At 57.7% G+C, this 25,882-nt stretch carries 23 protein-coding genes; 14 read left to right on the plus strand and 9 right to left on the minus strand.

All coding sequences use genetic code 11. The annotated features are described in order from the left end of the window. Positions 1 to 173 precede the first annotated feature (173 nt). Positions 174 to 704, plus strand: coding sequence for a ubiquinol-cytochrome c reductase iron-sulfur subunit (locus ABF824_RS09700; RefSeq protein ID WP_415488439.1), 531 nt, complete (start codon positions 174 to 176; stop codon positions 702 to 704). Positions 705 to 709: 5 nt separating this feature from the next. Here the strand turns inward: ABF824_RS09700 and ABF824_RS09705 are convergent, their stop codons facing one another. Next, a complete protein-coding gene (locus tag ABF824_RS09705; RefSeq protein ID WP_415488441.1) occupies positions 710 to 1,123 on the minus strand; it encodes a lytic transglycosylase domain-containing protein in 414 nt (137 codons plus the stop codon). Between the two features lie 137 nt (positions 1,124 to 1,260). Here ABF824_RS09705 and gspG point away from each other — a divergent pair, with 137 nt between their 5' ends. Further along, entirely contained in the window at positions 1,261 to 1,689 is a 429-nt protein-coding gene (gene gspG / locus ABF824_RS09710) for a type II secretion system major pseudopilin GspG (protein ID WP_415488443.1), read from the plus strand. A 14-nt stretch (positions 1,690 to 1,703) separates the two neighbouring features. On the opposite strand, the gene ABF824_RS09715 is transcribed toward gspG, so the two are convergent. From ABF824_RS09715 to ABF824_RS09735, 5 genes are all read right to left on the minus strand, one after another. Next, entirely contained in the window at positions 1,704 to 2,528 is an 825-nt protein-coding gene (locus ABF824_RS09715) for a type II secretion system protein GspK (protein ID WP_415488445.1), read from the minus strand. Next, positions 2,521 to 4,869: a type II secretion system secretin GspD gene (gene gspD, locus ABF824_RS09720; protein WP_415488447.1), complete on the minus strand. Its 2,349-nt coding sequence runs from the start codon at positions 4,867 to 4,869 to the stop codon at positions 2,521 to 2,523. The genes ABF824_RS09715 and gspD overlap by 8 nt, the downstream gene beginning before the upstream one ends. 25 nt (positions 4,870 to 4,894) lie before the next feature. Beyond that, entirely contained in the window at positions 4,895 to 5,536 is a 642-nt protein-coding gene (gene gspM / locus ABF824_RS09725; protein ID WP_415488449.1) for a type II secretion system protein GspM, read from the minus strand. Between the two features lie 4 nt (positions 5,537 to 5,540). Continuing rightward, entirely contained in the window at positions 5,541 to 6,533 is a 993-nt protein-coding gene (locus ABF824_RS09730; RefSeq protein WP_415488451.1) for a PilN domain-containing protein, read from the minus strand. Positions 6,534 to 6,740: 207 nt separating this feature from the next. Further along, a complete protein-coding gene (locus ABF824_RS09735) occupies positions 6,741 to 7,550 on the minus strand; it encodes a prepilin peptidase (RefSeq protein WP_415488481.1) in 810 nt (269 codons plus the stop codon). On the opposite strand from ABF824_RS09735, the gene ABF824_RS09740 reads away from it, so the two are divergent. The 12 genes from ABF824_RS09740 (at position 7,504) to ABF824_RS09795 (ending at position 21,780) form a co-directional block, all read left to right on the plus strand. Then, positions 7,504 to 9,303, plus strand: a complete 1,800-nt coding sequence (locus ABF824_RS09740; RefSeq protein WP_415488453.1) for a GspE/PulE family protein — start codon at positions 7,504 to 7,506, stop codon at positions 9,301 to 9,303. The two genes, ABF824_RS09735 and ABF824_RS09740, sit on opposite strands and share 47 nt — an antisense overlap. Continuing rightward, complete coding sequence (locus tag ABF824_RS09745; protein ID WP_415488455.1) at positions 9,303 to 10,544, plus strand: type II secretion system F family protein; 1,242 nt, start codon at positions 9,303 to 9,305, stop codon at positions 10,542 to 10,544. The genes ABF824_RS09740 and ABF824_RS09745 overlap by 1 nt, the downstream gene beginning before the upstream one ends. After that, positions 10,528 to 10,989 carry a Tfp pilus assembly protein FimT/FimU gene (locus ABF824_RS09750; protein ID WP_415488457.1) on the plus strand — a complete coding sequence of 154 codons (462 nt, stop codon included), beginning with the start codon at positions 10,528 to 10,530 and terminating at the stop codon, positions 10,987 to 10,989. Before ABF824_RS09745 ends, ABF824_RS09750 begins: the two co-directional genes overlap by 17 nt. Beyond that, positions 10,979 to 11,389 (plus strand): type IV pilus modification PilV family protein, encoded by a 411-nt coding sequence (locus ABF824_RS09755; protein ID WP_415488459.1) that lies wholly within the window; start codon positions 10,979 to 10,981, stop codon positions 11,387 to 11,389. Before ABF824_RS09750 ends, ABF824_RS09755 begins: the two co-directional genes overlap by 11 nt. Next, entirely contained in the window at positions 11,386 to 11,994 is a 609-nt protein-coding gene (locus ABF824_RS09760) for a prepilin-type N-terminal cleavage/methylation domain-containing protein (protein WP_415488461.1), read from the plus strand. The genes ABF824_RS09755 and ABF824_RS09760 overlap by 4 nt, the downstream gene beginning before the upstream one ends. A 260-nt stretch (positions 11,995 to 12,254) precedes the next feature. Further along, the gene (locus ABF824_RS09765; RefSeq protein ID WP_415488463.1) at positions 12,255 to 14,420 is read left to right on the plus strand and encodes an alkaline phosphatase family protein; all 2,166 of its coding nucleotides are present in this window, start codon (positions 12,255 to 12,257) and stop codon (positions 14,418 to 14,420) included. A 96-nt stretch (positions 14,421 to 14,516) separates the two neighbouring features. Then, complete coding sequence (locus ABF824_RS09770; RefSeq protein WP_415488483.1) at positions 14,517 to 15,203, plus strand: Fe2+-dependent dioxygenase; 687 nt, start codon at positions 14,517 to 14,519, stop codon at positions 15,201 to 15,203. Between the two features lie 155 nt (positions 15,204 to 15,358). Further along, positions 15,359 to 17,185 carry an SPFH domain-containing protein gene (locus ABF824_RS09775; RefSeq protein ID WP_415488465.1) on the plus strand — a complete coding sequence of 609 codons (1,827 nt, stop codon included), beginning with the start codon at positions 15,359 to 15,361 and terminating at the stop codon, positions 17,183 to 17,185. After that, on the plus strand, positions 17,182 to 18,183 hold the full coding sequence (gene hflC, locus ABF824_RS09780) for a protease modulator HflC (RefSeq protein ID WP_415488467.1): 1,002 nt from the start codon (positions 17,182 to 17,184) through the stop codon (positions 18,181 to 18,183). Before ABF824_RS09775 ends, hflC begins: the two co-directional genes overlap by 4 nt. Beyond that, on the plus strand, positions 18,183 to 19,322 hold the full coding sequence (locus ABF824_RS09785) for an SPFH domain-containing protein (protein WP_415488469.1): 1,140 nt from the start codon (positions 18,183 to 18,185) through the stop codon (positions 19,320 to 19,322). The genes hflC and ABF824_RS09785 overlap by 1 nt, the downstream gene beginning before the upstream one ends. Beyond that, positions 19,319 to 21,295 (plus strand): heavy metal translocating P-type ATPase, encoded by a 1,977-nt coding sequence (locus tag ABF824_RS09790; RefSeq protein ID WP_415488471.1) that lies wholly within the window; start codon positions 19,319 to 19,321, stop codon positions 21,293 to 21,295. Before ABF824_RS09785 ends, ABF824_RS09790 begins: the two co-directional genes overlap by 4 nt. Beyond that, a complete protein-coding gene (locus ABF824_RS09795) occupies positions 21,292 to 21,780 on the plus strand; it encodes a hypothetical protein (RefSeq protein ID WP_415488473.1) in 489 nt (162 codons plus the stop codon). Before ABF824_RS09790 ends, ABF824_RS09795 begins: the two co-directional genes overlap by 4 nt. A gap of 7 nt (positions 21,781 to 21,787) precedes the next feature. On the opposite strand, the gene ABF824_RS09800 is transcribed toward ABF824_RS09795, so the two are convergent. The 3 genes from ABF824_RS09800 to ABF824_RS09810 all read right to left on the minus strand — a co-directional run bounded on the left by ABF824_RS09800 (position 21,788) and on the right by ABF824_RS09810 (position 25,616). Further along, positions 21,788 to 22,804, minus strand: a complete 1,017-nt coding sequence (locus ABF824_RS09800; RefSeq protein ID WP_415488475.1) for a DUF4105 domain-containing protein — start codon at positions 22,802 to 22,804, stop codon at positions 21,788 to 21,790. Beyond that, positions 22,801 to 24,732 carry an esterase/lipase family protein gene (locus tag ABF824_RS09805; RefSeq protein WP_415488477.1) on the minus strand — a complete coding sequence of 644 codons (1,932 nt, stop codon included), beginning with the start codon at positions 24,730 to 24,732 and terminating at the stop codon, positions 22,801 to 22,803. The genes ABF824_RS09800 and ABF824_RS09805 overlap by 4 nt, the downstream gene beginning before the upstream one ends. A 71-nt stretch (positions 24,733 to 24,803) precedes the next feature. Continuing rightward, positions 24,804 to 25,616: a creatininase family protein gene (locus tag ABF824_RS09810; RefSeq protein WP_415488479.1), complete on the minus strand. Its 813-nt coding sequence runs from the start codon at positions 25,614 to 25,616 to the stop codon at positions 24,804 to 24,806. Positions 25,617 to 25,882 lie beyond the last annotated feature (266 nt).

The raw sequence follows: 25,882 nt of genomic DNA on the forward strand, positions 1-25,882 counted from the left end.
AAAACACAATCACCACTAACCCATGTGCTCTTTATGCAACGGTCATCACCAAGGGACGGCCACATGAAATATGTCAGCTTCATTAAAATCCCTCGCCAGCCAGTTCATCTGCTTGACTGACGACTCCGCCCTGTCATGCATCGTCGAACAGTTTCTGAACGAGAACACCCACGATGAATGGCAGTTCCCTTTCCCGACGACAGATGACAGCCCTTCTGGGAACATCTCTTTGCTGTGCGGCGACTTCCGTGCCCGATACACGCCCCAATCCTCTCACGCTGGCCATCGGCGACTATCTGGGAGAAGTACAGAGCAACGGCACCTCCCTGCTGACGGAAACGCGCCTCAATTCACTGGGTGGTGCCCCGATCATGTGCTGGCCTGTCGCACCCGACACAGGTCAGCCACGCAAGGAGACTTCTTTCAATCGTATATGGGTCTTGAAAACAGGCGATCAGATAAAAGGATATTCCGTCATCTGCCAGCATGCTGGCTGTCTGGTGTCAGACTGGGATGCAAAACGACATCTTCTCATCTGCCCGTGCCATGGATCTGCTTACGACGTTGATCATGATGGACAAGTCATGGAGGGGCCCGCTCCTTTGCCTCTTCCCCATCTGCCAATTCGAATTGAAAAGGATCGCCTCAGGATTGCAGGTTTATTCTCCGGTCACGTGGGATCACACGCTTCGCGCGCCGACTGATATTCTCAGGGAGCACCCGAAGGTGCAAAAAGCCGCCTGGCCTGTGCAATGACCTTTTTCTGATACGCCTCGTTCAGGCCGGCCGTATGGGAATGATAGTCACCGACCGCCTTCATGAGATCGCCATGAGTCTCGTTTAGGTATGTCCGAAGCACCATCGCTGAAGCGGCAACATTGAAGCATCCATCCGACACAAGACGCGCGGCCGCCTGCACTTCCGGCATACGGGTCAGTTCCGCAATCGGCTGTATCCAGCGTGTATTGATCTGCATGAGACCAAGATCGGAAGATCCATCCTTGTTCCGCCGCACCATTCCGTTCGCACCGCGTTCAATCTCCCATATGGCTGGAAGAACACGAGGGGGAATATCGTAGCGGATGGCAGCAGCAAGCATGCACGCAAGCAACGGAGCAGGCATGTATTTCTTCAGTTTCCTTTTACGGAACAAACCCTGCTGAAAATGTCATCGTTCTTTAACACTTTCGGTCTGTTCCCATCACATGGGAAGCGTCTAGTAACGCACCGGCTTCCAACAGTGAAAGTGCCATCATCAAAATGTCACATCCTGACTCTCGCCAGAACCGGAACGACGACGGTTTCACCCTTCTTGAAATTCTTGTCGTTCTGGCAATTCTCGGCCTTCTGGTCGGGCTGGTCGCACCAGCCGCCCTGCGCCAGCTCGGTGGAGCGCGTATCTCCGTTGCTCAACAATCCATAGCGCGCATCGGCACCGTTCTGGACATGTATAAACTGGATGTCGGCAGTTATCCGAGCACGGAAGATGGTCTTGAAGCGCTTGTGCATCATCCATCGGGCGCAGAAAACTGGAACGGCCCTTACCTGAAAGGCAATGAAGCCCCGCTCGACCCGTGGAAACATCCTTATGTCTATCGTTCGCCTTCGGATCGGGAGGGCAAGGAATACGATCTTTGCTCACATGGCCCGAAGGAAAACGATCAGAGCGGCGAAATCTGCAATCAGTAAAAAGAAGAATCCCCTCAGGGAGAAAGCATCTCTGTTTCCCAACGCATCACCCGCCAGGGAACGGGACGCGCATCCGGAAGCAGAATGACTTCCGCATGACGCTGCATGGCGCTTCCCTGAGGGGTCTTTACCCGCGCGTCTATCACTAACAGCGTATCTTCATCTCCGGCATCGTCCGGTGTATCTTTTTTCAAACCGACACGCTGCAATGCCGTGCGAACGACCCCGTCCCCTCCCACGGCAGCGGGGGGCTGCATCTGCACAAATGACATGTGTGGAGAAACAAGTTTCACAACAGATTGCGTAAACCCCGGCACGGCGGAAAGATCGTCCAATGTCCGCCAGGGTGCATCGTTCGATGTGCAGGCAGCCTGACTTCTCGCTTCCATGGAAACGCTTCCACCCGACTGGGCGGCGTTACGCCACGCGAATATCTGTTCTGACAGCATCAGGGCTTTGTCAGAAGGCATCCCAGTTGCCTGAAAGAAAGCCTGCAATATCGCCTGCGACGCAGCATTAGGGTTGATTTTGCCCCGCTCGACACGGCTGCGGATTTCCGCCGTGCCATCGCCGCCTTTCATGGGATGCCAGTCCGCATTCACTGCGGTGAAAGCATGCCCGGATGTGGCAATTTCGAACAACTCCGTTGTAATGGCCGCATCAGTCGCTGTTTCAAGCTGAGCCTGAACAAACGCACGGTCACCCAGTTTCAGAGCCGAACGTCCCGTGGCGAGCACCTGACTGACCAGCAGCGCAAGGAACCCCATCGTCCACAGAACAAGCAGAAGGGCAAAGCCTTCTTCACGGCTTTTTCCAATGGACTGCCTGCGTTCAGTCATTCAGTCCAACAGCATGCAGCCAGCGACGTTGCGGATCAGGAGAACCCGTGGCGCGCGTGTTGTTCAGTTCATGCGGCAGGACGGCTGCCTGTGGCAAACGATCACGCAAGTCAGCGGTAAAGGCATAGGCGTCAGCCTGATTATGGATCACATGCGGCGTGATAAGCACCAGAAGTTCCGTGCGGCTGCGGGTGTTGTTTTGCGTACCACCAAGGAGCCCGAGGACCGGAATATCCTTCATCCAGGGAATGCCGCTATTGTCCCGCTGACTGTTATCCTTGATCAGTCCGGCAATACCGACCGTCTGACCGTCCGAGATGACAACACGTGATGTCACCTGCCTTTGAGAGAAGGTGGGACTGTTGATGGTACCACTCCCCGTCGTGGTTGTCTGCGAGGCGACAGCACTGACCTGCTGGGAAATATCGAGCGTGACGACCCCGCCATTGCTGACATGGGGTGTGACCTGAAGAATCACGCCAGTCGGCTGATAATTGACGGAATTGGTGATGGTGGAGTTAGCGGTCAAAACACTTGTGGTGCTGCCATTGAGATAGGGCACCAGATCGCCCACCATGAGAGAGGCAGGCTGGTTGTCCACCACCATCACCTCTGGCGAGGACAGCACCTGAACCGACGTCACTTCCTGAAGCGCATTGATGACAAACGGTGCGCCGCCCTGATCCCCTCCGCCGAGCACGAAACCGGGAAAACTGCTGGAAAGCTGCGAAGAAACCAGACTCGATGATCCGAGAGACTGGGAAGCATTGCTCAGGATGCCGTTGATCCCACCAGATTTGAAAAAGAACTGCGTTCCATATTTCAGCGCATCGTTCAGCGTCACTTCGGCGACCACGGCATCGACACGCACCTGTAGCGGCATGATGTCGATCTTGTGCAGCATCGCTTCGACCGTTTCAGCTTCCACGGTTGTCCCGTAGACGAGAACGGCATTGTTCTGATTATCGGGAATGATACGGATTTCATTCGTCATTCCCTTGTCACTATCTGACGAACTGTTCCCCAGACCGCCTAGCAGCGGGTTGGAGGATATCGCATCTTCTGACTGGGAGCCGCCGTTCTGGGAGCCACCAGAGGCCGAACTCCCCAAGGCTACACCCTGCCCACTGGACCCTGATGACGAGCCTTCGGACATGCTCGACCCCAGCCCACTACTCGACGAGCCGGAACTCGACCCCAGACTGGAACCAAAACCGCCACTTCCAAAACCACCCTGAGAAGACTGATTATTCGAGGAGGACGCATTCAGTTTTGCAGAAGGTACCGCCGTTACATGGTTGGGTGTGAACGCCTGTTGAAGAATGTAGGCCACATCATTGGAACGGCCGTTCTGGAGATAATAGACATTCCAGTGGCGCAGCGTGCGCCGCCTCTCTGCCTCCACAACGTCGAAGACGCGCCGTGCATTGTCCACCAGATAGGGCTGTGACGCGATGACCATCACGGATTCGATGCGCGCCATCGGAATGACCTGAATCCGCTCGGCCATGAACTGGCCCTTCTTGCTGCCCAATGCTGTCTCAAGCGCCGTCGCAAGTTCCTGCGGGCTACCGCTGGTCACAGGGAAAACAGCGTAGGACCGGCCCGCAAGCACATCCATGTCAAAGGCATGGACCAGTTCGACCAATGAAGCGCGCGTGGCCGGATCTCCCGTCACAACCACCGCGTTTCCGGCCGGAGACGCAACGATATGCCCCCCTCCATGCAAGACCGGCTGAACGGCCTTGGCCAGACTTTCCGCGGAGGTGTAACGCAACGGAACAACGGTTTCTCCGTCATTTTCGCCGCCACCTGAGCCGGAAGAACGGGACGTCACCCGGTAAACACCATTCTCCACCACCAGAGCGGCTCCCGACCCCGCCAACGCCGTCCGGAAAACGGGGAGCAACTGCGCGCGAGTCAGGGGCGTCGTGGTTTTCAGGGTGATCGTGCCGTGCACGCCGGAATCGACGATATAATTGACATGCAGCAACTGGCCGAGAACCTGATCTGCAACCGCCCTGATATCAGTATCAGCAAAATTGAGCGTGATGTCGCCTGTGCCAGAAAGAGTCGCGTCGCCAGCGCCTCCGACAGTGCGTCCCCGGCTGACAACACCCCCAGCCCGCGATGCCGTCGGCCCTACCGTTCCATTGATGCGCGGTGTGGCACTGGTGTCGGACAGATCACCCGAAAACGGTAGCGGCTCGGGATGCAGCTTCTGTTCCGCACAACCACTCAGCAGAGGAAGCGCATAAAGCATCCAGCGAAAAGCACGACGACGCGCTTTCCATGCATGGAATCGGCCGTGAGCGATCGGATTAGGAACCAAGAAATTCAAGCTTTTTCACCTGAGACGTTGAAGGTCACGGGACAGAGGGATGAGCGGCAACAGGTGTGGATGTTGCGTGGCGAAGCGCGACAAGCGTGATCGACACATCCACAAGGCGCCCCTTGCTTGCTTCATCAGCAAGGCGTGTGTTGCCTGCTGACTGGATCTGAAGATCATCGACAAGAAGGCGTGGTGACTGAATACCCGTTACACCGTAGAGAAAATTCACAAATACGGGCCATGACGTGGAAAAGGAGACACGCAGGGCCAAACGCTGAAATGCGCCACGTCGCACAAGCGGCAAAGGTTCCTGACTGCTGAGTTCCACCTGAAGAGGCTGCGCCACGCCCTGCACGATTTCCTGCAAACGCGCCTGCGCCGTCGCTTCGGAATCTTCACCAATCAACACGTCATTACCGTCCGCATTCCGCGCCGCCTCATCAGCCCGTTCCTGTAGTCGCGGGATCGAGGCAACCAGCGCCTGCGTGCGGGCGAGGAGAATTTCCTTGTCGGAAACGCCGTTTTTCAATTCCGAGAAAATCCCCAGAATTGATGAAAAGAAAAACCAGACCAGCAGCAGCCCCACGCAGGTCACACCCAGCGCGGTGAGCCGCCCAGCCCGTCCTTCAGGCAGTTTTCCTGGGGCAATCACGGAAGAAGAAGCCAACGCACTCATCCGATCATTCCGGTGCAGTGGCGTTTATCGTGAACGCTTCCAGATTGGTGTCGCCAGCATGTGTCACAGGGCCGGAAAACGCCACTCCGGAAAAGCTGGCTTCATGTTCAAGAATACCGATCAGATGCGGCGATTCCTTCGTTTGCCCATCCATTGTGACACGGCGCTCATGGATATGGAGGTCCGTCAGATAGGTATCGTCGGGAAGCGCTGTGGTAAGGGCCTGCAAAATATTCGGCACTACACCAAGCGTTTTTGTCTCCCGCGCGACAGCGGCAGGACCGGCGGTATAGCTGCTGATCCGGCTCCGCAGTTCTTCCGCCTGTGCCCGCCCCGCACTCAATGCGGCAATCGCGCGATCAAGCTGAACCATATGAAAGATCTGCATACCGAAAGGGAGAAACGCCAGAATCAGACAGGCAGCCAGAATTGGTTTCCACCGACTGCGCCCCGCTGCCTTCATCTGTTTCAGAGGGATTTCACTGTCCGGCTCCCCGCGACTATCCAGCGTCACAAGCGAGGTTACGGTAATATCGTATTGCCGCAACTGCGTGAACGCATTTTCAAAAACAAAGCGTGGTGCAAAAAGGAGTTCCACGGAAATGGTAGCTCCCTCCCCCACCGGCGTCGCAGACTGAAGCGTCCAGACCACCTCATCCGCCCGAAAAGGTGTCAGCCGATCGAAATCGTAGGCAATAACCTGCGCCATATCGCTGGCCGCGACGGCAGGCAGGGAAACTTTGCGCCGCAGAATGACGCCCACTGGCAGCACAAGAGAGACGTTGGCGGCTTTCTTCCCGCGGCTCTTTCCCACTTTTTCCAGAAATGCGGTCAGTTCAGCTTCCGGAACACATCCCACGTCATCCAGCGTCAAATGAACGGCAGGAGCACGCTTGATGCGCCAGGCCTTCGGCACACAGTCCAGCATCTGACGCGCCCACCATGTCGCGAACAGCTGAAGAATGCCGCTACGGTGGTCTGAAATGCTGCTTATCATTGCTGAACCGAGGGTCACCTTTCATGAGCCTGCCTGAAAGATCAGCGGACAGGGTGTCAAAAGATGACGGAGGGATAACACCCGTTCCCGCCCGGGGACAGCAACGATGTATGATAGATTTATGACATGTTAATGAACCGACTGGTCGCTTTCCTTCCGCTATTTTACACGTGACACCGCTCGGGGCTGGGCTGACCGCGTACCCGTTTACCCTGCCTGTGTGACGAGCCTGATAACCCATGTCGCGATGGCGAGCGGAGGACCGAACGGAATGGCTGATGTCAGGCTGAGGCGTCGCTGTCTGGCCATCATCGTCATGGCCCACAAAAGCCCGAAACAGGATGCGAGCAGCAGAATCGACGGCACCCCGCCGAGCCCGGTCCATGCTCCGGCAACGGCGAGAAGTTTCGCATCGCCTCCACCAATACCCACACGCCCGCGAACACGGCGATATGCCCAGCCGACAAGCGCAAGACTACCCCAGCCAACCGCTGCGCCCAGCGCGCGATCTTCCAGCACTTCGAGGCCCAGTTCCGACACGCCATACAGGCTCAATGCATCGCAAAAACCGATGAGCAACAGAGGCAGCGTCAAAACATCCGGAAGACGCAGGCACGTCATGTCGATCCAGCACAACGCCAGAAGCGCCCAGCCGAGGATGCAGTCAAACAGAAAGGCCAGCGGATCCGGCCAGACATCGGAAAACTGCTGCCCATGAAGAATACCGATCACGCTGTAACCACAAAGCGTCAGCACCGGCACGAAACACGCAGCCAGTTCAACCAGAGTGTGCTGCGCAGCAATCGGTGCGCCACAGGCACGGCAACGCCCCTTCAGGAACAGCCACGAGAGAATGGGCACCAGATCGAGCGGCCTGAGAACATAATGACAGGTTTCACAATGGGAGCGACCAGCGGCAAACGGCTCACCGCGTGGAATGCGCCGGATCAGCACGCCGAGAAAACTCCCTATGAAGGGAGCCAGAAAAAACGGAATCAGCAATCCAGCATCGGTCATCACGGGACGCAACCTGCGCGATTTGGCGATACCCCACAAGGGAGCGCAGGCATTGGATAGTCTGCTGACCTCACCCGAGGAAACTTCTCTGGAAGCAGCGCTGCTTTCCGCCAATGCCTGTGACCGCCGTGCGCTCGAACGCGCCCGAAGCGTCGCAGCCGATAGCGGGCAGCCTCTTGCGGCAGTGCTGATCCAGCTTGGCCTTGTCACGGAAGTCGATCTGGCGCGCACTTATGCGTCGCTGCTTGGAAGCCCGGTGATCGACGCCTCTACACTGGAAAAGATACAGGATCCTATTCTGCCCGAACGGTTGGGAGGCCGCTTTCTCCGACAGGTCCGTGCGCTGCCCATGGAGGAAAACCCCGAGGGTGTGCGCGTCGCCCTCGTTGACCCGCTCGACAGCTACACCATCGCCGCCATCCGGCTGGCAACCGGGATGCCGGTTCAGCGTGAGGTCGCCCGCGCCGCTGATCTCGAAACGGCCCTGAACAGGCTTTACCCCGAAGACAATGTGGAAGATGGAGAAGTAGGCGATTCCCTTTCCGACGACCCGGCGGAAGAAGATACGGACCGCCTGAAAGACCTTGCCAGCGAGGCACCCATCATCCGGCTGGTGAACCAGCTCATCTTCCGCGCCGTGGAGACCCGCGCGTCCGATATCCACATCGAACCGTTCGAAGACCGTCTCCTTGTGCGCTACCGCTATGACGGCGTGTTGCATGAGGTGGACAGCCATTCGCCCCGCGTCACACCCGCCCTGATCTCCCGCATCAAGATCATGGCGAAACTCGACATCGCCGAACGTCGTCTCCCGCAGGATGGCCGCATCAAGCTTGCGGTGCGTGGACACGAAATAGATTTCCGTGTCTCGACCGTGCCTGCCCTGCATGGCGAGATCGCCGTGCTCCGCGTCCTCGACCGCACGACCGTCAGCTTCGATTACAGCCGCCTCGGCCTCGCTCCCGGCATTATTGATGCTTTCCGTTCCACACTGGAACTTCCCAATGGCATCGTTCTTGTCACGGGCCCGACAGGCAGCGGCAAAACCACAACGCTCTACACTGGTCTTTCCGGGATCAACTCCACAGACCGCAACGTGATGACCGTTGAGGATCCGATCGAATATCAGCTTGCCGGTATCAACCAGATTCAGGTGCGCCCCACCATCGGCCTGACCTTCGCGAGTCTGCTCCGCGCCATTCTCCGTCAGGACCCGGACGTGATCATGGTGGGTGAAATCCGCGATCTGGAAACAGCGCAGATTGCCGTGCAGGCAGCTCTCACCGGACACCTCGTGCTGTCCACCCTGCACACCAATTCCGCCGCCGCCGCGATCACCCGCCTGCGCGACATGGGACTGGAGGACTATCTCCTGACTGCCGTGCTGCGCGGCATCCTCGCCCAGCGGCTAGTGCGTCGGCTCTGCGAATCCTGCCGTCGTCCGGAAACAGTGGAGCCTGAATTGTCCCGAAAGCTGGGGCTGGATCTGAGCACGCCCCATACACTCTGGCACCCGGTCGGCTGCCCGGAATGTCGTCACACAGGCTATCGCGGACGCACGGCCATCGCCGAGTTCCTCCGTCCTTCCGCAGCCGTGACGAAGCTGATTCTCTCAGGCGCGGATCATGGCGAGATTGAGCGGGCAGCCATGGCTGAAGGCATGGTTACGATGTTTCAGGCGGGCCTCAAAGCAGCGCTGGCTGGCGAGACCTCGCTGGAAGAGATCAGCCGCATCATCGGAGGTGATGACTGATGGAAGCCACCGTCACCCGCTGGACATGGCGCGCTCTCACCTCCGAGGGCACGATCACCGCTGGCGAGATGATGGCGGACAGCGAAGCGCAGGTGCTCGGGCGACTAAAGCGCCAGAAGCTGAGGCCGCTTCAAGTCATGCCCGCAACGCGCAGCGGTCTTTTCCATGCCGGACTGACAAGCTGGCTCGGCGAACGCCGCAATGCTGCGCTACGCCCTGCCGAACTGAGCGATTTCACACGGCAGCTTTCCACCATGCTCGGTGCGGGTCTCGATCTGGACCGCAGCCTGCGCTTCCTTTCCGAAACTTCGCCCAATCCGCGCATTACGAAAGTCATCGGGCGTATCCGTGATCGTGTTCGTGACGGCGGCTCGTTCGCCGATGCGCTGGAATCCGAGCCGCGCAGTTTCTCGCGACTCTATATCGGCCTCGTGCGCGCAGGCGAAGCAGGCGGAGCGCTTCAGGATTCCCTCCTTCGGCTGGCCGACCTGCTGGAGCGGGAACGAAAACTCAGCGCCACCGTCCAGTCCGCCATGATCTATCCGGCCGTGCTACTGGTCGCCTCGATCTTCTCCATCGTGCTTCTACTCACGCACGTCCTGCCGCAATTCGTGCCCCTGTTCGAGGACAGTGGAGCGCAACTGCCCACCATCACCCGCATCGTCATCGCGGCTGGTGATTTTCTCACTGCATGGGGTGCATATCTTCTCATCGCACTGTTCGTCGGCATTTTTGTCGCCCGAGGCGCGATGGAACGTCCATCCGTACGGATGACTGTTGATCGGCTGATGTTGCGCATCCCGGTTCTTGGAACACTGGTGCGGGAGATCATGGCCGCCCGCCTCACACGCACACTCGGCACATTGATGCGCAACGGCGTTCCTCTTGTGGGGGCATTGCGAATCACTGAGGGCGTCATCACCAGTCGCCCCGGCGCCGCCTGCGTTGCCGAAGCCACGCGGGTTGTGCGGGAAGGTGGCAGCCTCGCCCACGCTCTTGAACGCGCCAAAATCTATCCTGTTACCATGACCCATTTTCTTCAAGTGGGGGAAGAAACCGCCCAACTCGCGCCCATCTGCCTGAAAGCCGCTGACATTCACGAGGAAGCCAGCCGCGTCACCATCCAGCGTCTGCTCGCCATCCTTGTTCCCGCGATCACCATCATCATGGGACTGCTGGTTGCTGGCATCGTCTCCGCACTGCTTCTCGCCATGCTGAGCCTCAATGACCTCGCGCACTGACATGCAGAACGACCGGGGCTTCACATTGCTGGAAGTCACGGTGGTGCTGGTCATTGCCGGACTTCTGCTCGGATTGGCCATGGCGCGCGGCCCATTCCACAGCACGTCCGTCACGTTCGGCGCGGCCCGTGCAAAAGTGCTGCATGTGCTCCGCGCGGCTCAGGATCGGGCGCTGACATCCGGCCTTGCCGTCACCGTCATCATGGATGCCGAGCAACGTGATCTCATGACCGTGCTGGGCAAAACCGTGCATCATGACCGCCTGACAGGGCCGGTCCGCGCCTTCATCCCGCAGCAGCATGGCGGCATGCTGACACGCGGCGTTTTCCGTTTCGATCCGGACGGCACAGCTTCCGGTCCCCCGCTCGCCCTTCTGCTCGGACAGCACAGCGAACTCATCACCCTAAGCCCGATCACTGGACGGATTCTGACGCATGTCCAATGAGATAGTGTGTCATCAGACTGACGCAGGCTTTACCCTGCTGGAAGTCATCGTCGCGTTGATGATCGCGGCCAGTGCCCTGGCGGTGATGTTTTCCGCTATGGAAACCGGTTTGTGGAGCGGGCGGCAGGCTGACATGACAATGCGGGCGGTGTCTGTCGCGCGTTCACAACTCGACGCCACACTGGCGACACGACAACTCCATGCTGGCACCAACAGCTACGTGATGGATGGAAAATACCGTACTTCTGTTGAAATCCGTCAGATTTCGACATCAGGAGGACAGGACAGCGCCTATCGACTCGGTCTTTATTCCGTCTCGATCACGGTCGGCTGGGGCCTGCTGAATCATTCCATCCACCTCTCGGGGCGCGCTGTCCGACCCAGCACGGCAAATGAATGACGCCCTCCGAGCATGACGCCCCATCCGACGCAGGGTTCACCCTTCTGGAAATCCTTGTCGTCACCATGGTTTTTGGCCTTCTCTCCGTCGCCTTGTGGGAGGGACTGTCCGTGGGAACAAGAGGATGGGCCACCCAGCAGAAACTCTACGATCATTCAGCAGAACTTGAGGACATGGAAAATGCCCTCCGACGAATCATCGCCCGTGCCGAAACATCCGATACAGGTCAGCCACCAGCATTGAGCGGCGCATCAGATCGACTTCGCCTGATTTCCTGGCTTCCGGAAGATGGGGGATACCATCACGATATTGAGGCTGGCCTGGGTCTGAACGCACAACATCAACTGGTGCTGCGTTGGCGCGCTTTCAGACGTGCCCGCTGCCCGACAGATGACACGTCATTTCATGAAGAAATCCTGCTCCGGAATGTCCGCGCCATCTCGTTCCAGTATTACGGACGCAAAGGCGAAGTGCATGGCTGGCAGGACATATGGCGCAGTCCCAGTCTGCCGCTTCTGGTAAAAATCCATTTCACCTTCATGACACCAGACCGCGCATGGCCGGACATATCCGTCAGACCGCTCATGTCAGGAGGCGAATCATAAATATCATTTTATGATCAATAATTTTTTAGACAAAACTCATGCCTTGTCATCGAACGGTCATTGTTTCTTCACTGTTTTCCTGACGAAAGTTTAACTAAGTGTTTCGCGAACGGTAAGGAATGAGAAATACTGGCTCATAATGAAATAATACTGACATAATTACAGTTTTTCAAAACCAGAATTTCCATTTTCGTTCGCGCTCCCCTCGTCGGCAACTCCCTTCGAGTTCCACGTCCACGGATACACGGAAGGTTCTCCCCATGGCCCACCCCGTCTGGAGACGTCTGCGGAAGCCGCTGAATCAATCAGTGGCCAGCCTGACAGCCGCCTCAATGGCTCTTTCTCCGGTTGTTGCGTCCGCTCCTGCGCTTGCCAAAAGCGAAGCGGTCACGACGGCTACGCCGATCGAACATATCGTTCTGATCATTGGCGAAAACCACACCTTCGATAATCTGTACGGCACGTACAAACCGAAGAGCGGTGAGACGATCGACAACCTGCTGTCGAAGAAGATCGTCAACGCTGATGGCACGCCCGGCAAGAACTTCTCCAATGCCGCTCAGGCACAGGCGCAGGGCTCCGGAACATACACCATCGCTCCGGCCAACAAGACAGCCTATTCCATTTTACCTCCTCCGGCTCTCTCCGGCACGCCCGCAAAAGCATCCGATTCAGATCCAATGCCGTTTGCCACCCTTGCGGCAGCGGAAGCTTTTGAAAAAGCCGTTGGAAATGACGGTATCAATCGCACGGACTGGCTCAAGCTCACCACGGGCGCGAGTGGTCTGGGCTCCAGTGGTGTCGACACCCGCATCACCAATGCGAACAATCTTCCGAACGGACCGTTCCAGTTTACCGGCGCATCCATGCCGTACGATTCGTACAGCGGAAGCCCGGTTCACCGCTTTTTCCAGATGTGGCAGCAGACCGACTGCTCCATGGCGCATGCAACCTCGAAGAATCCTTCGGGCTGCCTGAACGATCTGTTCACATGGGTTGCCGTCCAGAGTGGCACCGGCGGCAATGGCGCTGCGCAGGCCGCCAACTTCACTGACATGTCGACGGGCGAAGGCTCGATCTCCATGGGCTTCTACAACATGGCCATGGGGGATGTATCATACTTCAAGTCCCTGTCAGACAAGTACACCACCAGCGATAACTTCCACCAATCCGTTATGGGTGGAACGGGCGCGAACCATATCGCTCTCGGCACCGGCCTTGGACTCTATTATACGGACGGCAACGGAAATCTTGCCACGCCTCCCAGCAGCCAGATCGAAAATCCGAATCCGCAGGCTGGCACAACCAACTGGTATACACAGGATGGTTATTCGGGCGGCTCCTACGTCAAATGCTCGGATGACTCCCAGCCGGGCGTCAAGCCGATTCATCAGTATCTGAACTCGCTGCCGAACAAGCACCCGACGAACTGCAAAAGCGGCGCTTATTATCTCGTCAACAACTACAGCCCGGGTTATTTCGGTGACGGCACCATCAACACCGGCACCTTCGTCATTCCGCCTTCCAACGTGCCGACCATTGCCGACCGCCTGAACGAGAAAAACGTCACGTGGCGTTACTACGGCGCCGGCTGGAACCAGTATGTCAAGGATCCAACCAGCCAGCTCGGCAGCGTCTATTGCGACATCTGTAATCCGTTCCAGTATGAAACCAAGATCATGGCGAATGCGAAGCAGCGCCAGGAGCACATCAAGGACGTAACCGACCTTGAAGCCGATCTTGCAATGGGCAACCTGCCTGCCGTTTCCATCGTCAAGCCGGACACCATTCTTGACGGTCACCCAGCTTCTTCCAAGCCTTCCCTCTTCGAAGCTTTCACCAAGCACATCATCGAGGAAATCAAGGCCAAGCCGGAAATCTGGAAAAAGACAGCCATTCTGGTTACCTTCGACGAAGGTGGTGGATCATGGGACTCGGGCTACATCCAGCCGCTTGACTTCTTCGGCGACGGCACACGTATCCCGGCCATCATGGTTTCCCCTTACTCCCAGGGTGGCCATATCAATCACACCTATGCTGACCACGTTTCCTTCCTGAAGTTCGTTGAAAAGAACTGGGGACTGAAGCCGGTTTCCACAGTGGGTCGTGACAACCTGCCGAACCCGATCACCTCCAGCAGCAACCCGTATGCGCCGACCAACAGCCCGGCCATCGGCGATCTGACGGACATGTTCGATTTCACGTCCGCATCGGACAGCTCTTCTTCGGACAGTGACAGTTCCACAACGGGTTCTTCTTCCAACACGAACTCCGGCTCCACCGATACGGGATCGAGCAGCGGTTCCTCATCCAGCTCCGACAGCGCAAGCACCGGTTCAACTGGCGCCGTCGCTCAGCTGCTTCAGCAGATCCAGACCATGCTTGCCAGCCTCTGGTCGTCTCTGACGTCCCTTCTCTTCGGCTGATTATTCTTCGGAATAACAACCGTTATGAAGTCGATTGCCACCGTCCGAAAGGGCGGTGGCAATTTCGCGTTTAACCTTCCAATCTTCGAGATCGCCATGCCCGTCCACATTCCCAATCTCCTGACCCTGGAACAGATCTCCGCAGGCCGTGCCCTGCTGGAAGCGGGACATTGGGTCGATGGACGCGCGACAGCTGGCGTGCAGGCCGTTCACGCCAAGAAAAATCTCCAGCTGGCACCAGATTGCGAAAATGCCGCGACTGTCAGGGAAGTCATTCTGCAGGCGCTTTCCAGTAACCTTCTCTTTCGTGGATTTGCTTTGCCACGCACGATCTTTCCCCCTCTCTTCAACCGCTATGATGATGGGATGACCTATGGAGCGCATGTCGATAATTCCGTGCAGACCATCCCTGGTTCAGGCGGCCAGCTCATGCGCGCCGATCTTTCCGCGACAATTTTCTTCAACGATCCCGATGATTACGAAGGCGGAGAACTGGAACTGGAAACCGAAGCAGGTCTGGAGATGATCAAACTTCCTGCCGGAGACATGATCATCTATCCCACGACCATGATTCATCGTGTCACACCGGTCACGGCAGGATCACGTCTTGCATCGTTTTTCTGGATACAATCGCTCATTCCCGATCATGCCTGTCGAACACTTCTCTTTTCACTCGACCGTGCCATTATTGATCTACGCGCTCGCACAGAACCCGGAGATGCAGCCGTCCTCTCGCTGACAAATACCTATCACAACCTCATCCGGCGCTGGTGCGATCTGTAAAGCAGGGCCTCACTGAATATCTTTCCAAAATATTTCTTAATTTCACCTGATTGTCACAAACAAAATCACCATGCCGCCTATAACACCGAGCGGCTTTGCGATTACGACTGCTTTCCGGACAGGTCGTGCCAAGTTCAGGACCGGAGAATTCTCTCGTGCCACCATCCGCTCCCAGCGCCACCACACAGCGCGCGCTTCTGCTGACAGCGACAGTCTCTACAATTTCGCTGTTTGCGACATGGGGCATGATGGGATTCATCCACCGACCAGCACATGCTCATACGGCGCTCGCCGATCTGCTGATCCATACTCCACTTGCAGGTATCGCCACTGCCCTTCTGGCCCTCATTTCAGGAAGTGGCTTCGCAGCGCTCGCTTTGAGCAGCGCACGCAAAAAGGCAGAAGCCTCACAACAGTCACGAGTGGCCATGTGGCCGCAATCTACGATCCTGCTGCCTTTTCTGGTCATCGCTATTGGCGCTTCAACCCGCGCCGTTCTGCGGGGCTTTTCCGGCATGTCGGTCGGCAATGGCGCGGCAACAGCCATAACAGTCTGCCTCGTGGGACTGGCACTTCTGTTCCTGCTCGCTGACCGTGTGCTGTCCAGCCGCCCGGAAATGGAACAACGAAGCATCAGGGGGCTGACCGGACTTCTTCGTCTTGCCGTCAGCGTCTTTCTCATCTCCGCTGTCCTGTCCGGCTGCAACGCTGCGGGCACCCCAATACCCACATGGTTCTGGAAACTTCCGGCTTTTCTTACGCTTTATGGCACTGTCGAAATCAGCGCCCGCCTTGTCGCCTCATGGTTCGCGCCTCCTCCTTCACCAGCGACCGCTCAGAGTTGCGTCGATGTCATCCTGTTTCGGGCACCATCCGCCTTCGCCCCCGGACAATTGGCTGACACTCTCCAGCAACGCTTTGGTCTCGACTTCGAACGCAGTTGGGCTCTGGGTTTCGTCCGTCGTACTTTTCTCCCCATCTCAGCCATCATGCTGCTTCTGGCGTGGGCAGGGAGCGGGATCGTTCAGATCGCTCAGGACAGGCGCGGCGTTTATGAACGTCTTGGCGTGCCGATAGCTGTTCTCGATCCCGGGCTGCATGTGACTCTGCCAGCCCCTTTCGGCCGTGTGCGCCAGATCGAATTCGGCACGATTCACTCATTGGCCGTAACGGACGCCCCCCTTGCCGCCCATGAAGCGGACATTTCCAAAGCGGAAGACGAACCACCCAGCAGCGCCAACCGGCTATGGGACGGTTCGCCGGACGATGCATCATGGCTGATCGCCCGGGAACAGAGTGGGAATCGCGCTGGTTTTGAAATGCTCACAGCCAATCTACGCATTCTCTATCGGGTACGCATGTCACAGCAGGGCGCCATGGATGCGCTTTATACAGTTTCTTCGCCCGAAACCCTGCTGAACTCACTTGCCCATCGAAGCCTAACGGATTTTTTTGCTTCCGAGACGATGGACGGCGTCATGGCGACACGCCGCGAGCATATCGCTCAACAGATTTCAGAAAAACTTCAGACTTATCTCAATCATTATCATAGCGGTCTGGAAATTGTCGCCGTGCTGATCGATGGCATCCAGCCTCCGGCCACCACCGCCAAATCATGGCGCATGGTGCAGGCGGCGGAAGTAAAGGCACAGACATCCATCGCTGAAGAAAACACCCGTGCGGAAGGCACACATGCGCTCGCGGAACGAGATGCTTACGAACTCCGCGCTCAATCCACTGCCGAAGCCGAGACCATCCGCCGGACAGCCGTTGCGGACACATTGCGTATGAATGGTGACGAAGCCGCATGGCAGACAGGCGGGCAGGCCTTTCTTCTTGAGCGTTATCTCGGAAACCTGAAACAGAGTCTGGAGAAAACCAGTCTCACCATTGTCGATGGCCATCTCCATGACGGTGTATTCGATCTGCGAGCCACATCTTCTTCCAGCCGCGCCCTTACTGATGCAGCAGGTACCAAATGACATCCTCCTCCACTTCAGGAAAAGCTGCTCTGACAGGCCGCCTTTCCCTTGCGGCAATCGTTACGGCTGCCGCGGTTCTTGCTGCAACATCCTTCACGGTCTCTACAGGAAACTCCGTGGTGGTCACCCGCTTTGGCGCGCCCGTGCGGGTTCAGACACTCCCCGGCCTGTCATGGAAACTTCCAGCTCCCCTCGAAATGACGCAGACCGTCGATCTTCAGACCCGCGTCACCTCCGGCGGCTTGCAGGATGTCGGCACACGGGATGGGCTCCGTGTGCTAGTGCAGGCTTTCATGGCATGGTCCATTCCCAACGATCCTGACCATATAAAACATTTTCTGCGCACAACCGGAAATGATCCGGATGCAGCCGCTCGGCAATTACGTTCGCTTCTCGCATCCACATTGCAGATTGTCGCCAGCGATTTCACCTTGCACGATCTGATCAACACCAATGCCGACAAGGTCAAAATCGCCGCCTTCGAGGACCGGGTGTTTACGGCGCTTCGTCCACAGGCTGAGGCGATTTACGGTATCCATATCGAACAGGTCGGTCTTGAACGTCTCAGTCTTCCCGCAGAGACACTGGCCGCCACCGTCGCGCGTATGCGCGCCGAACGTGAAACCGTAGCTGCAGCACGAACGGCGGAAGGCTTGCGTAAAGCCGCCGCCATCAAGGCGGATGCGGAACGCGATTCCCGCATCATCATCGCCACGGCACACGCCGATGCCGCCTCATCAGAAGCAAAGGCCCGCGAGGAAGCGGCTTCCATCTATGCCAAAAGCTACCACAAAGATCCTGATCTTTACGCAACGCTGCGCACGCTCGACATGCTCAACACAGTCGTGGGCCAGAATACGCGTCTCGTCATGCGCACCGATGCCGCGCCGTTTTCCGTCCTGACCGGCCCGAAGGGCTCGGCACATGCTTTTGCCGAGACCATCACACCGCCTTCCCGTCATGCCGACAGTGCGACGCTTGCCGCGGAGCAACGTTGATGTCTGCGCCGTCGCTTTCTCACGAGACGGACCTCCCCTCCAAAATCAGCCTGCCTCCTGTCAGCAGCCCGCTCGAACAGACTGTTAAACTGGCGTTTCTTCTGCTGGCAGGCGTCACCGTCATTCTTGGGGTGATCTGGGCAACAGGCAATATCCGCGCCGTGCCGACGGATGGAAGCGCCGTTGTCATCCGCTATGGCAAGGTCATCGCAGAACGTCACTCCGGCCTCGTCATCGCACTGCCCCGTCCTTTCGAGGAAGTGCGCTTCCTGCCCTCACCGGACCATCAGCTTTCCCTACGTGTCACCCGCGACAACACCGCTTACGCCAGCGATGAAACGGATCTTCAACTTCAGGAATCCGATGATTTTTTCCACATGGAAAAGAATCGCGATGCCGCCAATTCCAGTTATCTCCTGACCGGCGACAACAGCGTTGTCCGGCTTGACGCAACCCTGTCCTACCGTGTCCTGCGTCCCGTGGCCTACATGCAGGCGCTCCCTCATATCCAGCCGATGCTGCGACGCCTGTTCTACGCCGCCGCCACGACAATCGCGGCTTCCCATCCGATCGAGGATTTTCTTGTCGTTCACGCGGATTCCGCCGAGGAAGACGACACGCTTTCCGCCCGACGCGCCGCCGTGCGTTCGCAGTTGATGCAGGCCGTCAACCAGCGGCTCGAACGGCTGCACCAACCAGATTCCGACACAGGCATTGAAGTGACACGCATCGATCTCGTCGCGATCCTGCCCCCGCGCGCAAAGCAGGCGTTCGATCAGGTTCTCACGGCGGAACAGGCGGCAGCACAAAGCGTGGCTTCGGCGCAGACCACAGCAGAACGCACCATGCAGGACGCCAATGCCGAGCGCGACCGCATCCGCTCAGCGGCAACAGCATCGGCCGAGGAATTCGTGCGTCAGGCATCTTCCGCGACCGCCTCCATTCTGGCGGAGGAAGAAGCGGTCGCCACCGCGTCCCCGGATGAAAAAGAAGCCGCCGCCCTCCGTGCATGGCGGGAACGGATGGGACTCTTCCTTGCGAAAGCAGGCGAGATCACAATCATTCCTCCCGGTGACAGCTCCACGCTGCTCTCCGTCCCCGCGCGCATGGCGCCCCCGTCCTCCGGAGACGAACAATGAGCGCGAGCGCCTTTTCCGCCGCCCCCAGTGCCACGCGCGGACTGGAAGGGCACGCACGTCGCACTACGGGTGAAGAAAACCCGGTCGATCTGATGACCCGCTCCGAGCACTGGCTCATGGGAGCGCGCCTCACGCTGGCGATTGTCTCCTGCTGGCTGCTGGCCATCGCCCTCCTCTGGCGTTTTGTCGTCGGGGGCAACAGCGCCCTGCCCGATCTGGCTTCAGCCGCCGCTGCCCTGCTGGTCGCCCCGCCCATCCTTGCCGCCGCCTTCACCAGCCTGCGTCACCCTTCCCTCCACGGCCTGACAGACCAGCTCGTCGCGGTCGCCATGCTGGCTTCGTGGGCCGCAGGCGATCTGCTCACCGCTGCCCTGCTGCCGATCATCATGATCGCCGGACATGTGCTGGAAGAACGTTCGCTCCTCGGTTCACAGGAAGCCATCCGCGCATTGGAACGGCTGGTGGACACTTCGACGCATCGTATCGCCGCAGATGGAAAGCTGGAGGTAGTGCCCGTTTCAGCATTGCGCGCTGGCGACTGCGTGGAACTGCGTGCCGGTGATCGCATCCCCGCTGACGGTCTGATCCGGTCCGGCCATTCCTCTCTGGACATGGCTTCCCTCACCGGCGAGTCCGTCCCTGTGGAAGTGACCGCGGGAGACCGGGTTCTCGCGGGAACGATCAATCTGTCTGGTGCTCTCACGGTCGAAGTATTGCGCACAGGCGACGAGACGGCCCTCGGACAGATCATTTCCCTGATGGAAGTTGCCGAAGAAGCAAAGCCGCCTCTCACCCGCCTACTGGAACGTTATGCCGGGCCTTATATGGCGCTCATCCTCACGGTTGCGGCTGCGGTGTGGTTCGCTTCCGGCTCCACAGCCGCCATGCTGGCCGTCCTTGTGGCCTCGTGCCCTTGCGCCGTGGTGCTGGCCGCGCCTGCCGCATCGATCGCGGCCATCGCCGTCGCGGCCCGACATGGCATCCTCATCAAGGGCACTGCGTTTCTGGAAAATCTGGCGGATGTCGGCTCGCTGGTCATCGACAAGACCGGCACACTGACGACGGGCCAACTGGCGTTACTGCGTGTTGAGCCTTCACGCGGCACCGATGCGGAAACGCTGCTTGCCCGCGCGGCGGCGCTGGGCAATCTCAGCGCCCATCCCGTCAGCCGCGCTCTGGCGCGGGCAAAGCCGGACGCGCCCGCCCTTCCCCTGAAGGAAGCGGATGAACTGCATGGCCTCGGCATGCGTGCGGTGCTCACAGATGGAACAATCCTGCTGATGGGACGCCCCGCCTTACTGGAAGAGGACGGCATCAATCCCGGCCCAACTCCGGAGCATGATGGACCAATGGTCTGCGTCAGTGAAAATGGCCGTTCTCTGGGGTGGCTGCTGCTCTCCGACCAGCCACGCCCGGAAGCCGCCGATGCCATGAAGGAACTGAATGGTCTGGGACTGTCGCGCCAGATTCTTCTTACTGGTGACCGGCAGGCGGTTGCAGAGCAGGTTGGCCAGAAAGTCGGAATTTCCAATATTCGTGCGGGTGTCCTTCCTGCTGAAAAAATGGCCTGTGTTCTAGAAGAAATCCGTCTCGGCCATCGTCCCCTGGTGGTGGGAGACGGCATCAACGACGCTCTTGCGCTTCGTGCTGGTGCAGTCGGCATCGCCATGGGTGCGGAAAGCACCGATGTGGCATTGAACTCCGCAGATCTCGTGCTGATGCAGGCAAACCTGCACCGGATCGGCACCGCCATCCGTCTGAGTCGCCGCTGCCGCCGCACCATTCAGGTCAACGTCGCCATGGGCGTCGGTTGGACCGCCATTCTGATCGGGCTGGCCGCATTCAACCTGCTCGGCGCGGAAGGGGCCGTGATGGCGGCCCTGCTTCATAACGCTTCCACCTTTGCCGGACTGGCAAACGCTGGCAGACTGCTACGCTTCGATGAAACTCTTGCAACCAGTTCAGGAAAATGACGCGCGTGCTTCTCTCTTTTCGTTCGACTGTCCTGCACGCCTGTTTCCTGAGCATCATGCTGGCAGGCTCCGCATATTCCGCCGAAACACCACAGCCCGAACTGAGTGGCATTTCGACGGGTCAGACGCTACTGGATCGTCCGCTGTTCGAGCCTGATCGTCGTCCCAAAGGGGTTCCCACCAAGGAAAAAGGCGGCTTTCGACTGGCGGGTATCGCCGGACGACCGGGCCACTGGGTTTCCATTTTTCGTCGCAATGCACCCGACGCAAAAAGCGATATCCGCAGGCCGGGAGAGAAAATCGATGACTGGACTGTCAGCAGTATCAGTCAGACATCGGTGACTCTCACACGTGACACGGAAACACGTGAACTGAAGCCGAGTTTTCTCTTCGAACCGCCACCCATCGTCAAGCCGAAGCCGGCACTGTCTCCCGAGGTGAAGTTGATGGCTTCCAAGCGCATAGATCCACATCTCGCCTGGTAATATCCATTCAGTGAGTCTGACCCGCTTCACTTTCATGCGTGACTTCGTCAGGCAGATTTCTACGGATGTCATCTGAATAATTCGGCCCCGGCACCGCACCATCCGGTCGATGAATACGGCTGAGACGCATCAATGTCGGAAAACTGTAGTGAGTATCAAGAAATCCCATGTCATAGGCTAGGGACGCCGTATAGCCACTGAGCAATATCCGCCAGTCCAGACGATAGCGCCATTGCGCCTGCGCCCGGGCCAGTATTCCCGTCGTACAGTTGTCTGTCAGCGTGTTATACCATTGCGGATGACTGTTCAGTCGATGAATGGCGCCAAGATAGCTCAGGAACAGGCGCTTTTCCGTCTCCGGCGCCAGATTGAGATGGTAGAGATAGACACGTTCCTTGCGAAAATCGGTCCGTACCCCGATTAGATCCCGTTCGTCTGCCACGACGTAAAACAGTTCATAATGATGGAAAAATCCGGCGATGGCGGAATAAGGAAAACGTTTCTGCCGGCGGGTCTCAATCGAAATCGCCAGATGTTTTCCATCCCTGAACGCGAAGGAGAGAAAAACATGCGCAATACTATTACCTGCCCAATAGGATGTAATGAGATCGACTGAGGAAATCGCATCCACATCATAATCAGCATCATACCATCCCGCTGTAGCGGTGTTTTCACTCTGCCATGCAAAATTGCGCACATGCTGGATATGGGCGATATGCCCGTTGATTCCGACATCAGCCGGAATGGAATATTCTTTTGACCAGTCACGATCATTCTGTGGCGGATCGGTGAAATACCATCCCCAGAAACAGAGCATCAGAACCGATATCGTCATCCGCCGGGGTATTTGCCGGCGTATGAAAAATGCCCCAACCAGCATGGCTGGAAACAGAACAGCCAATGTCCAGCACAGCCATACGGGTTCCACGGTGGAATAATAAATGGCGGCTGCAGAAAACATCACCATCAGCGCTCTGATGGCATACAGTCCTATCGTCTTCGCTCGCACAGAAAATCCTGTCATTGGAGGCGAGGAGGAAGATGAACGTAAACCCCGCCAATCTTGCTGATATTGCGCTTCTCCATATCCCCTTTCGGCAACGCTATCCCCAGCAAGTCATGCAGCTGGTCAAACAGGATACGCCGCACTTCCGCGATGGTGACGGGATTGGACTGTGTGGAATGTCCTGAATGCCGCACAACAAGTTCAGAATCCACATAAGGCACATGAGCACTCTCATAGGCCACCACCCCATCCGTGGCATTCTTGCCCGGACCATCCTGCAGCACAGGAATGATCGAATGAGCATGCACATCTGAGGACACAGGGATAGGCGCAAGCGCTTTCATGAAATTGCTCTGTGGCGACATGCCGTAAACACTCCCCAATCGCCATGGACTCAGATCACGCGCATCCAGAGTGGTCTGGGTCACCATCTGCTGCATCGCCTGCGTGACAGACAAAGGAAAGCTGATCATCTGACCAAGCAGGCGCGACACGGAGAGAGACGCAAGAAAACTTCCATGCTGTGGAGTAGAAATGAAAATGACATTGCCGACTTCCGGCATGTGCTCCGGAAACAGTGCCGCGCGCAGCAACTGGCGTGTGGACGCTGAAATCGAAAGATCATCGAGCGGTGTCGAGAAAATTCCATTCCACAAGCGATCTCCCGTATCCATGACCAGCATTTTGGAAAGTAGCCCGCCCTGACTGTGGCCAATGAGCGTAATGTGTCCCAGAGCCGGGTCCGCCTGCACGCCCCCGAGGCTGGCGACCGCCTCGGAGATGGACTGCCGCAGCTGCATGGCGGAATAAGGGATCGGATTGCCTGTTCCATAGGAAAACAGCCAGAATTCATAATGCTGGCGGATTGCCGGATCTGCCAGAAGATCGTTCAGCATGTCGGCCCATCGCCCCGCACTGGACGCCGTGCCATGCACCAGGACGACAGGCATGCGCCCTTTCTTGTGAGGTTCAATCGCCGCAAGCCGCAGCACATGATGCTGATCGAGAAACTGACCGTTGAGAAAACCGGCATATTCTGCCGACCAGTCTACGGATTCATTGAGACCAATGGCTCTGCTGGTTGTCGTATCGAACTGCGCCTGAACGGGTTGCCTGTGTTCCGCAGTGTCGAGACTCTCATCTTCCACCGAAAGAATGATTTTCCCCGTAATACGGTCACTCAGCGCCTGCTCGCGGGATGAAGGTATTTCCATGAAAAGACTGACAGGAACACGTTCCTTGTTGGCCACCTGGAAGGCCTGTCCTTCTCCCGCCGTCATCTTGGGAACAGCCGCCAGCGGCTCCCCCATTCCCGGCTGGCTGTAAATATTGTTCAGACCATAGATACGGAGGCGGGCTGTCGGCCTGAAATCGACAAGTTCATGATCATGCCAGCTCTTGTCAGAAGGCGTTGCGCTCAGATCAAGCGAACCAAACGGAAGAGTCCAGTGCTGAGCGTCGACATTGGCCGGCGAACCCAGCGCTTCCGTAAGCGCGAACATATAAAGATCACAGGCCTGTCTGAATCGCGGATCATAAGAACTGGGGCGTTCGACAGCAGGCGCATCCGGCGCGAGATAGGCATAGGCATAGAGCGCCGCCGCCATGAACGTCGCCCTATTATGCGTCCTGCGCGCCTGCTGCCACGATAATTCAGCCAGCGCAAAGAACTGATCAGTCAGATTTTCAGCCAGAAAACCAGCCTGCGTCATGGCCCTCAAGGACGCTATCGTCCGAACGGGATCCTTGCCCCACATTTCCAGAAGGTTCAGACGTTGCAATACAACATGCGTGTCATTGCTCAGGCTGTTACCGGAGAGGGCGCTCCTGTTTCGGAGCGTGTAGGCATCAATCAACCCAAGCTTCTCGATGGAAACGGGCGAACATCCGGATAACAGAGCCATGAAAAGGAAGAGGGCGGTCAGCCTTACCTTGCCAGATACCACCTTCCCACACCTCTCGCTGCTCGCGCCGAAATCCGTTTCGCCGCACATCTCTCAAACCTGAACAAAAACTCTTACCGCTCTCTTGCCTGAAGAGCCTTTATCTCCCTGACGGCTGCCGTAACCTGCATATCGACCCCGATCTGCCCAAGCGCCGCCGTGGATGGACGCGGGTCACCGCCGCCATACACACCGTCTGCTTCGGAAGGTTTTGCCGCCGCTTTCAGCGCTGCCATGCGCACCATGGAAGGATCGACAGCCAGCATCAGGGAGGTGTCGCTCAGGTCCGCATGGGTGCCAACGGCCTCACCCAGCCCCTTTTCCTTTAATGCCCGGGCATAATCACCAGCAATGACCGTATAATAGTCATTGATGCATGCCGCATGTGCTCCTGTTCCGGACCAGCTTCTGTCGATCTGGGCGACTGCCTTGCACATCTCCGCACGATAGCCACCGTGGTCGCCAATGAACGCGACAAGGCGGAAACCCTGGACGCGAAAACTCTCGGCGGCCGACTTCAGCAGTCCATCAAAAACGGCAGGCGTCACAGTGATCGTACCGGGAAAGCGCATGTGCGAGGTCCGGGGGGCAGTCCCCCCTTCGGGAACATACGCAATAACGGGCGCAACCAGAGCATTGCCCAGTTCAACCGCGACCCGGTCGCCCAGAGCCTGTGCCCGGACATTATGTTTTCCGACCGCAATATAAGGTCCGCTCTGTTCCGTTCCGCCGACGGGCACAATGATCGTGTCATATCCGGCTTGCAGCGCATCGCGGATTTCCGTCCATGTCAGGCGCTGGAATTCCACCTGAGGCGCTGCCTGAGCGGTTGGGGCGCACAACAGCGCGCCCAGAAATGAGAAAATGCACAAACGACGGGAGAACATGCAACCTCCGGCAGATACGACTTGCCTGCGCTACCGCGCCCATCTTCTGCGAGCAAGCACGATCCGCGAAAAGCGAACTGACACACGGTGCCTGAATCCAGCCTGTCTTTATTCCGTTTTCAAAGCCGGAATCGGAGAACACGTTTTGTATAAACTCTGACACAATAAACTACGGTCAGAGCGACCACCTGATTTCACTCCATCCGGGCCATTCTCAATCGCCCCGTTTCAGCAGGCTGAACATAAAATAAATTATTATTTTTTTC

Origin of the sequence: Acetobacter sp. (assembly GCF_047721705.1) — a bacterium.
Lineage (GTDB): Bacteria > Pseudomonadota > Alphaproteobacteria > Acetobacterales > Acetobacteraceae > Acetobacter.

Coding starts and splice junctions, on each gene's coding strand:
- hflC (WP_415488467.1), top strand. CDS start 17,182: ATGACATCCTCCTCCACTTCAGGAAAAGCTGCTCTGACAGGCCGCCTT.
- ABF824_RS09730 (WP_415488451.1), bottom strand. CDS start 6,533: ATGATAAGCAGCATTTCAGACCACCGTAGCGGCATTCTTCAGCTGTTC.
- ABF824_RS09700 (WP_415488439.1), top strand. CDS start 174: ATGAATGGCAGTTCCCTTTCCCGACGACAGATGACAGCCCTTCTGGGA.
- ABF824_RS09795 (WP_415488473.1), top strand. CDS start 21,292: ATGACGCGCGTGCTTCTCTCTTTTCGTTCGACTGTCCTGCACGCCTGT.
- ABF824_RS09785 (WP_415488469.1), top strand. CDS start 18,183: ATGTCTGCGCCGTCGCTTTCTCACGAGACGGACCTCCCCTCCAAAATC.
- ABF824_RS09755 (WP_415488459.1), top strand. CDS start 10,979: ATGTCCAATGAGATAGTGTGTCATCAGACTGACGCAGGCTTTACCCTG.
- ABF824_RS09790 (WP_415488471.1), top strand. CDS start 19,319: ATGAGCGCGAGCGCCTTTTCCGCCGCCCCCAGTGCCACGCGCGGACTG.
- gspG (WP_415488443.1), top strand. CDS start 1,261: ATGTCACATCCTGACTCTCGCCAGAACCGGAACGACGACGGTTTCACC.
- ABF824_RS09735 (WP_415488481.1), bottom strand. CDS start 7,550: ATGACCGATGCTGGATTGCTGATTCCGTTTTTTCTGGCTCCCTTCATA.
- ABF824_RS09760 (WP_415488461.1), top strand. CDS start 11,386: ATGACGCCCTCCGAGCATGACGCCCCATCCGACGCAGGGTTCACCCTT.
- ABF824_RS09810 (WP_415488479.1), bottom strand. CDS start 25,616: ATGTTCTCCCGTCGTTTGTGCATTTTCTCATTTCTGGGCGCGCTGTTG.
- ABF824_RS09745 (WP_415488455.1), top strand. CDS start 9,303: ATGGAAGCCACCGTCACCCGCTGGACATGGCGCGCTCTCACCTCCGAG.
- ABF824_RS09750 (WP_415488457.1), top strand. CDS start 10,528: ATGACCTCGCGCACTGACATGCAGAACGACCGGGGCTTCACATTGCTG.
- ABF824_RS09705 (WP_415488441.1), bottom strand. CDS start 1,123: ATGCCTGCTCCGTTGCTTGCGTGCATGCTTGCTGCTGCCATCCGCTAC.
- gspM (WP_415488449.1), bottom strand. CDS start 5,536: ATGAGTGCGTTGGCTTCTTCTTCCGTGATTGCCCCAGGAAAACTGCCT.
- ABF824_RS09765 (WP_415488463.1), top strand. CDS start 12,255: ATGGCCCACCCCGTCTGGAGACGTCTGCGGAAGCCGCTGAATCAATCA.
- ABF824_RS09770 (WP_415488483.1), top strand. CDS start 14,517: ATGCCCGTCCACATTCCCAATCTCCTGACCCTGGAACAGATCTCCGCA.
- ABF824_RS09715 (WP_415488445.1), bottom strand. CDS start 2,528: ATGACTGAACGCAGGCAGTCCATTGGAAAAAGCCGTGAAGAAGGCTTT.
- ABF824_RS09800 (WP_415488475.1), bottom strand. CDS start 22,804: ATGACAGGATTTTCTGTGCGAGCGAAGACGATAGGACTGTATGCCATC.
- ABF824_RS09740 (WP_415488453.1), top strand. CDS start 7,504: ATGAAGGGAGCCAGAAAAAACGGAATCAGCAATCCAGCATCGGTCATC.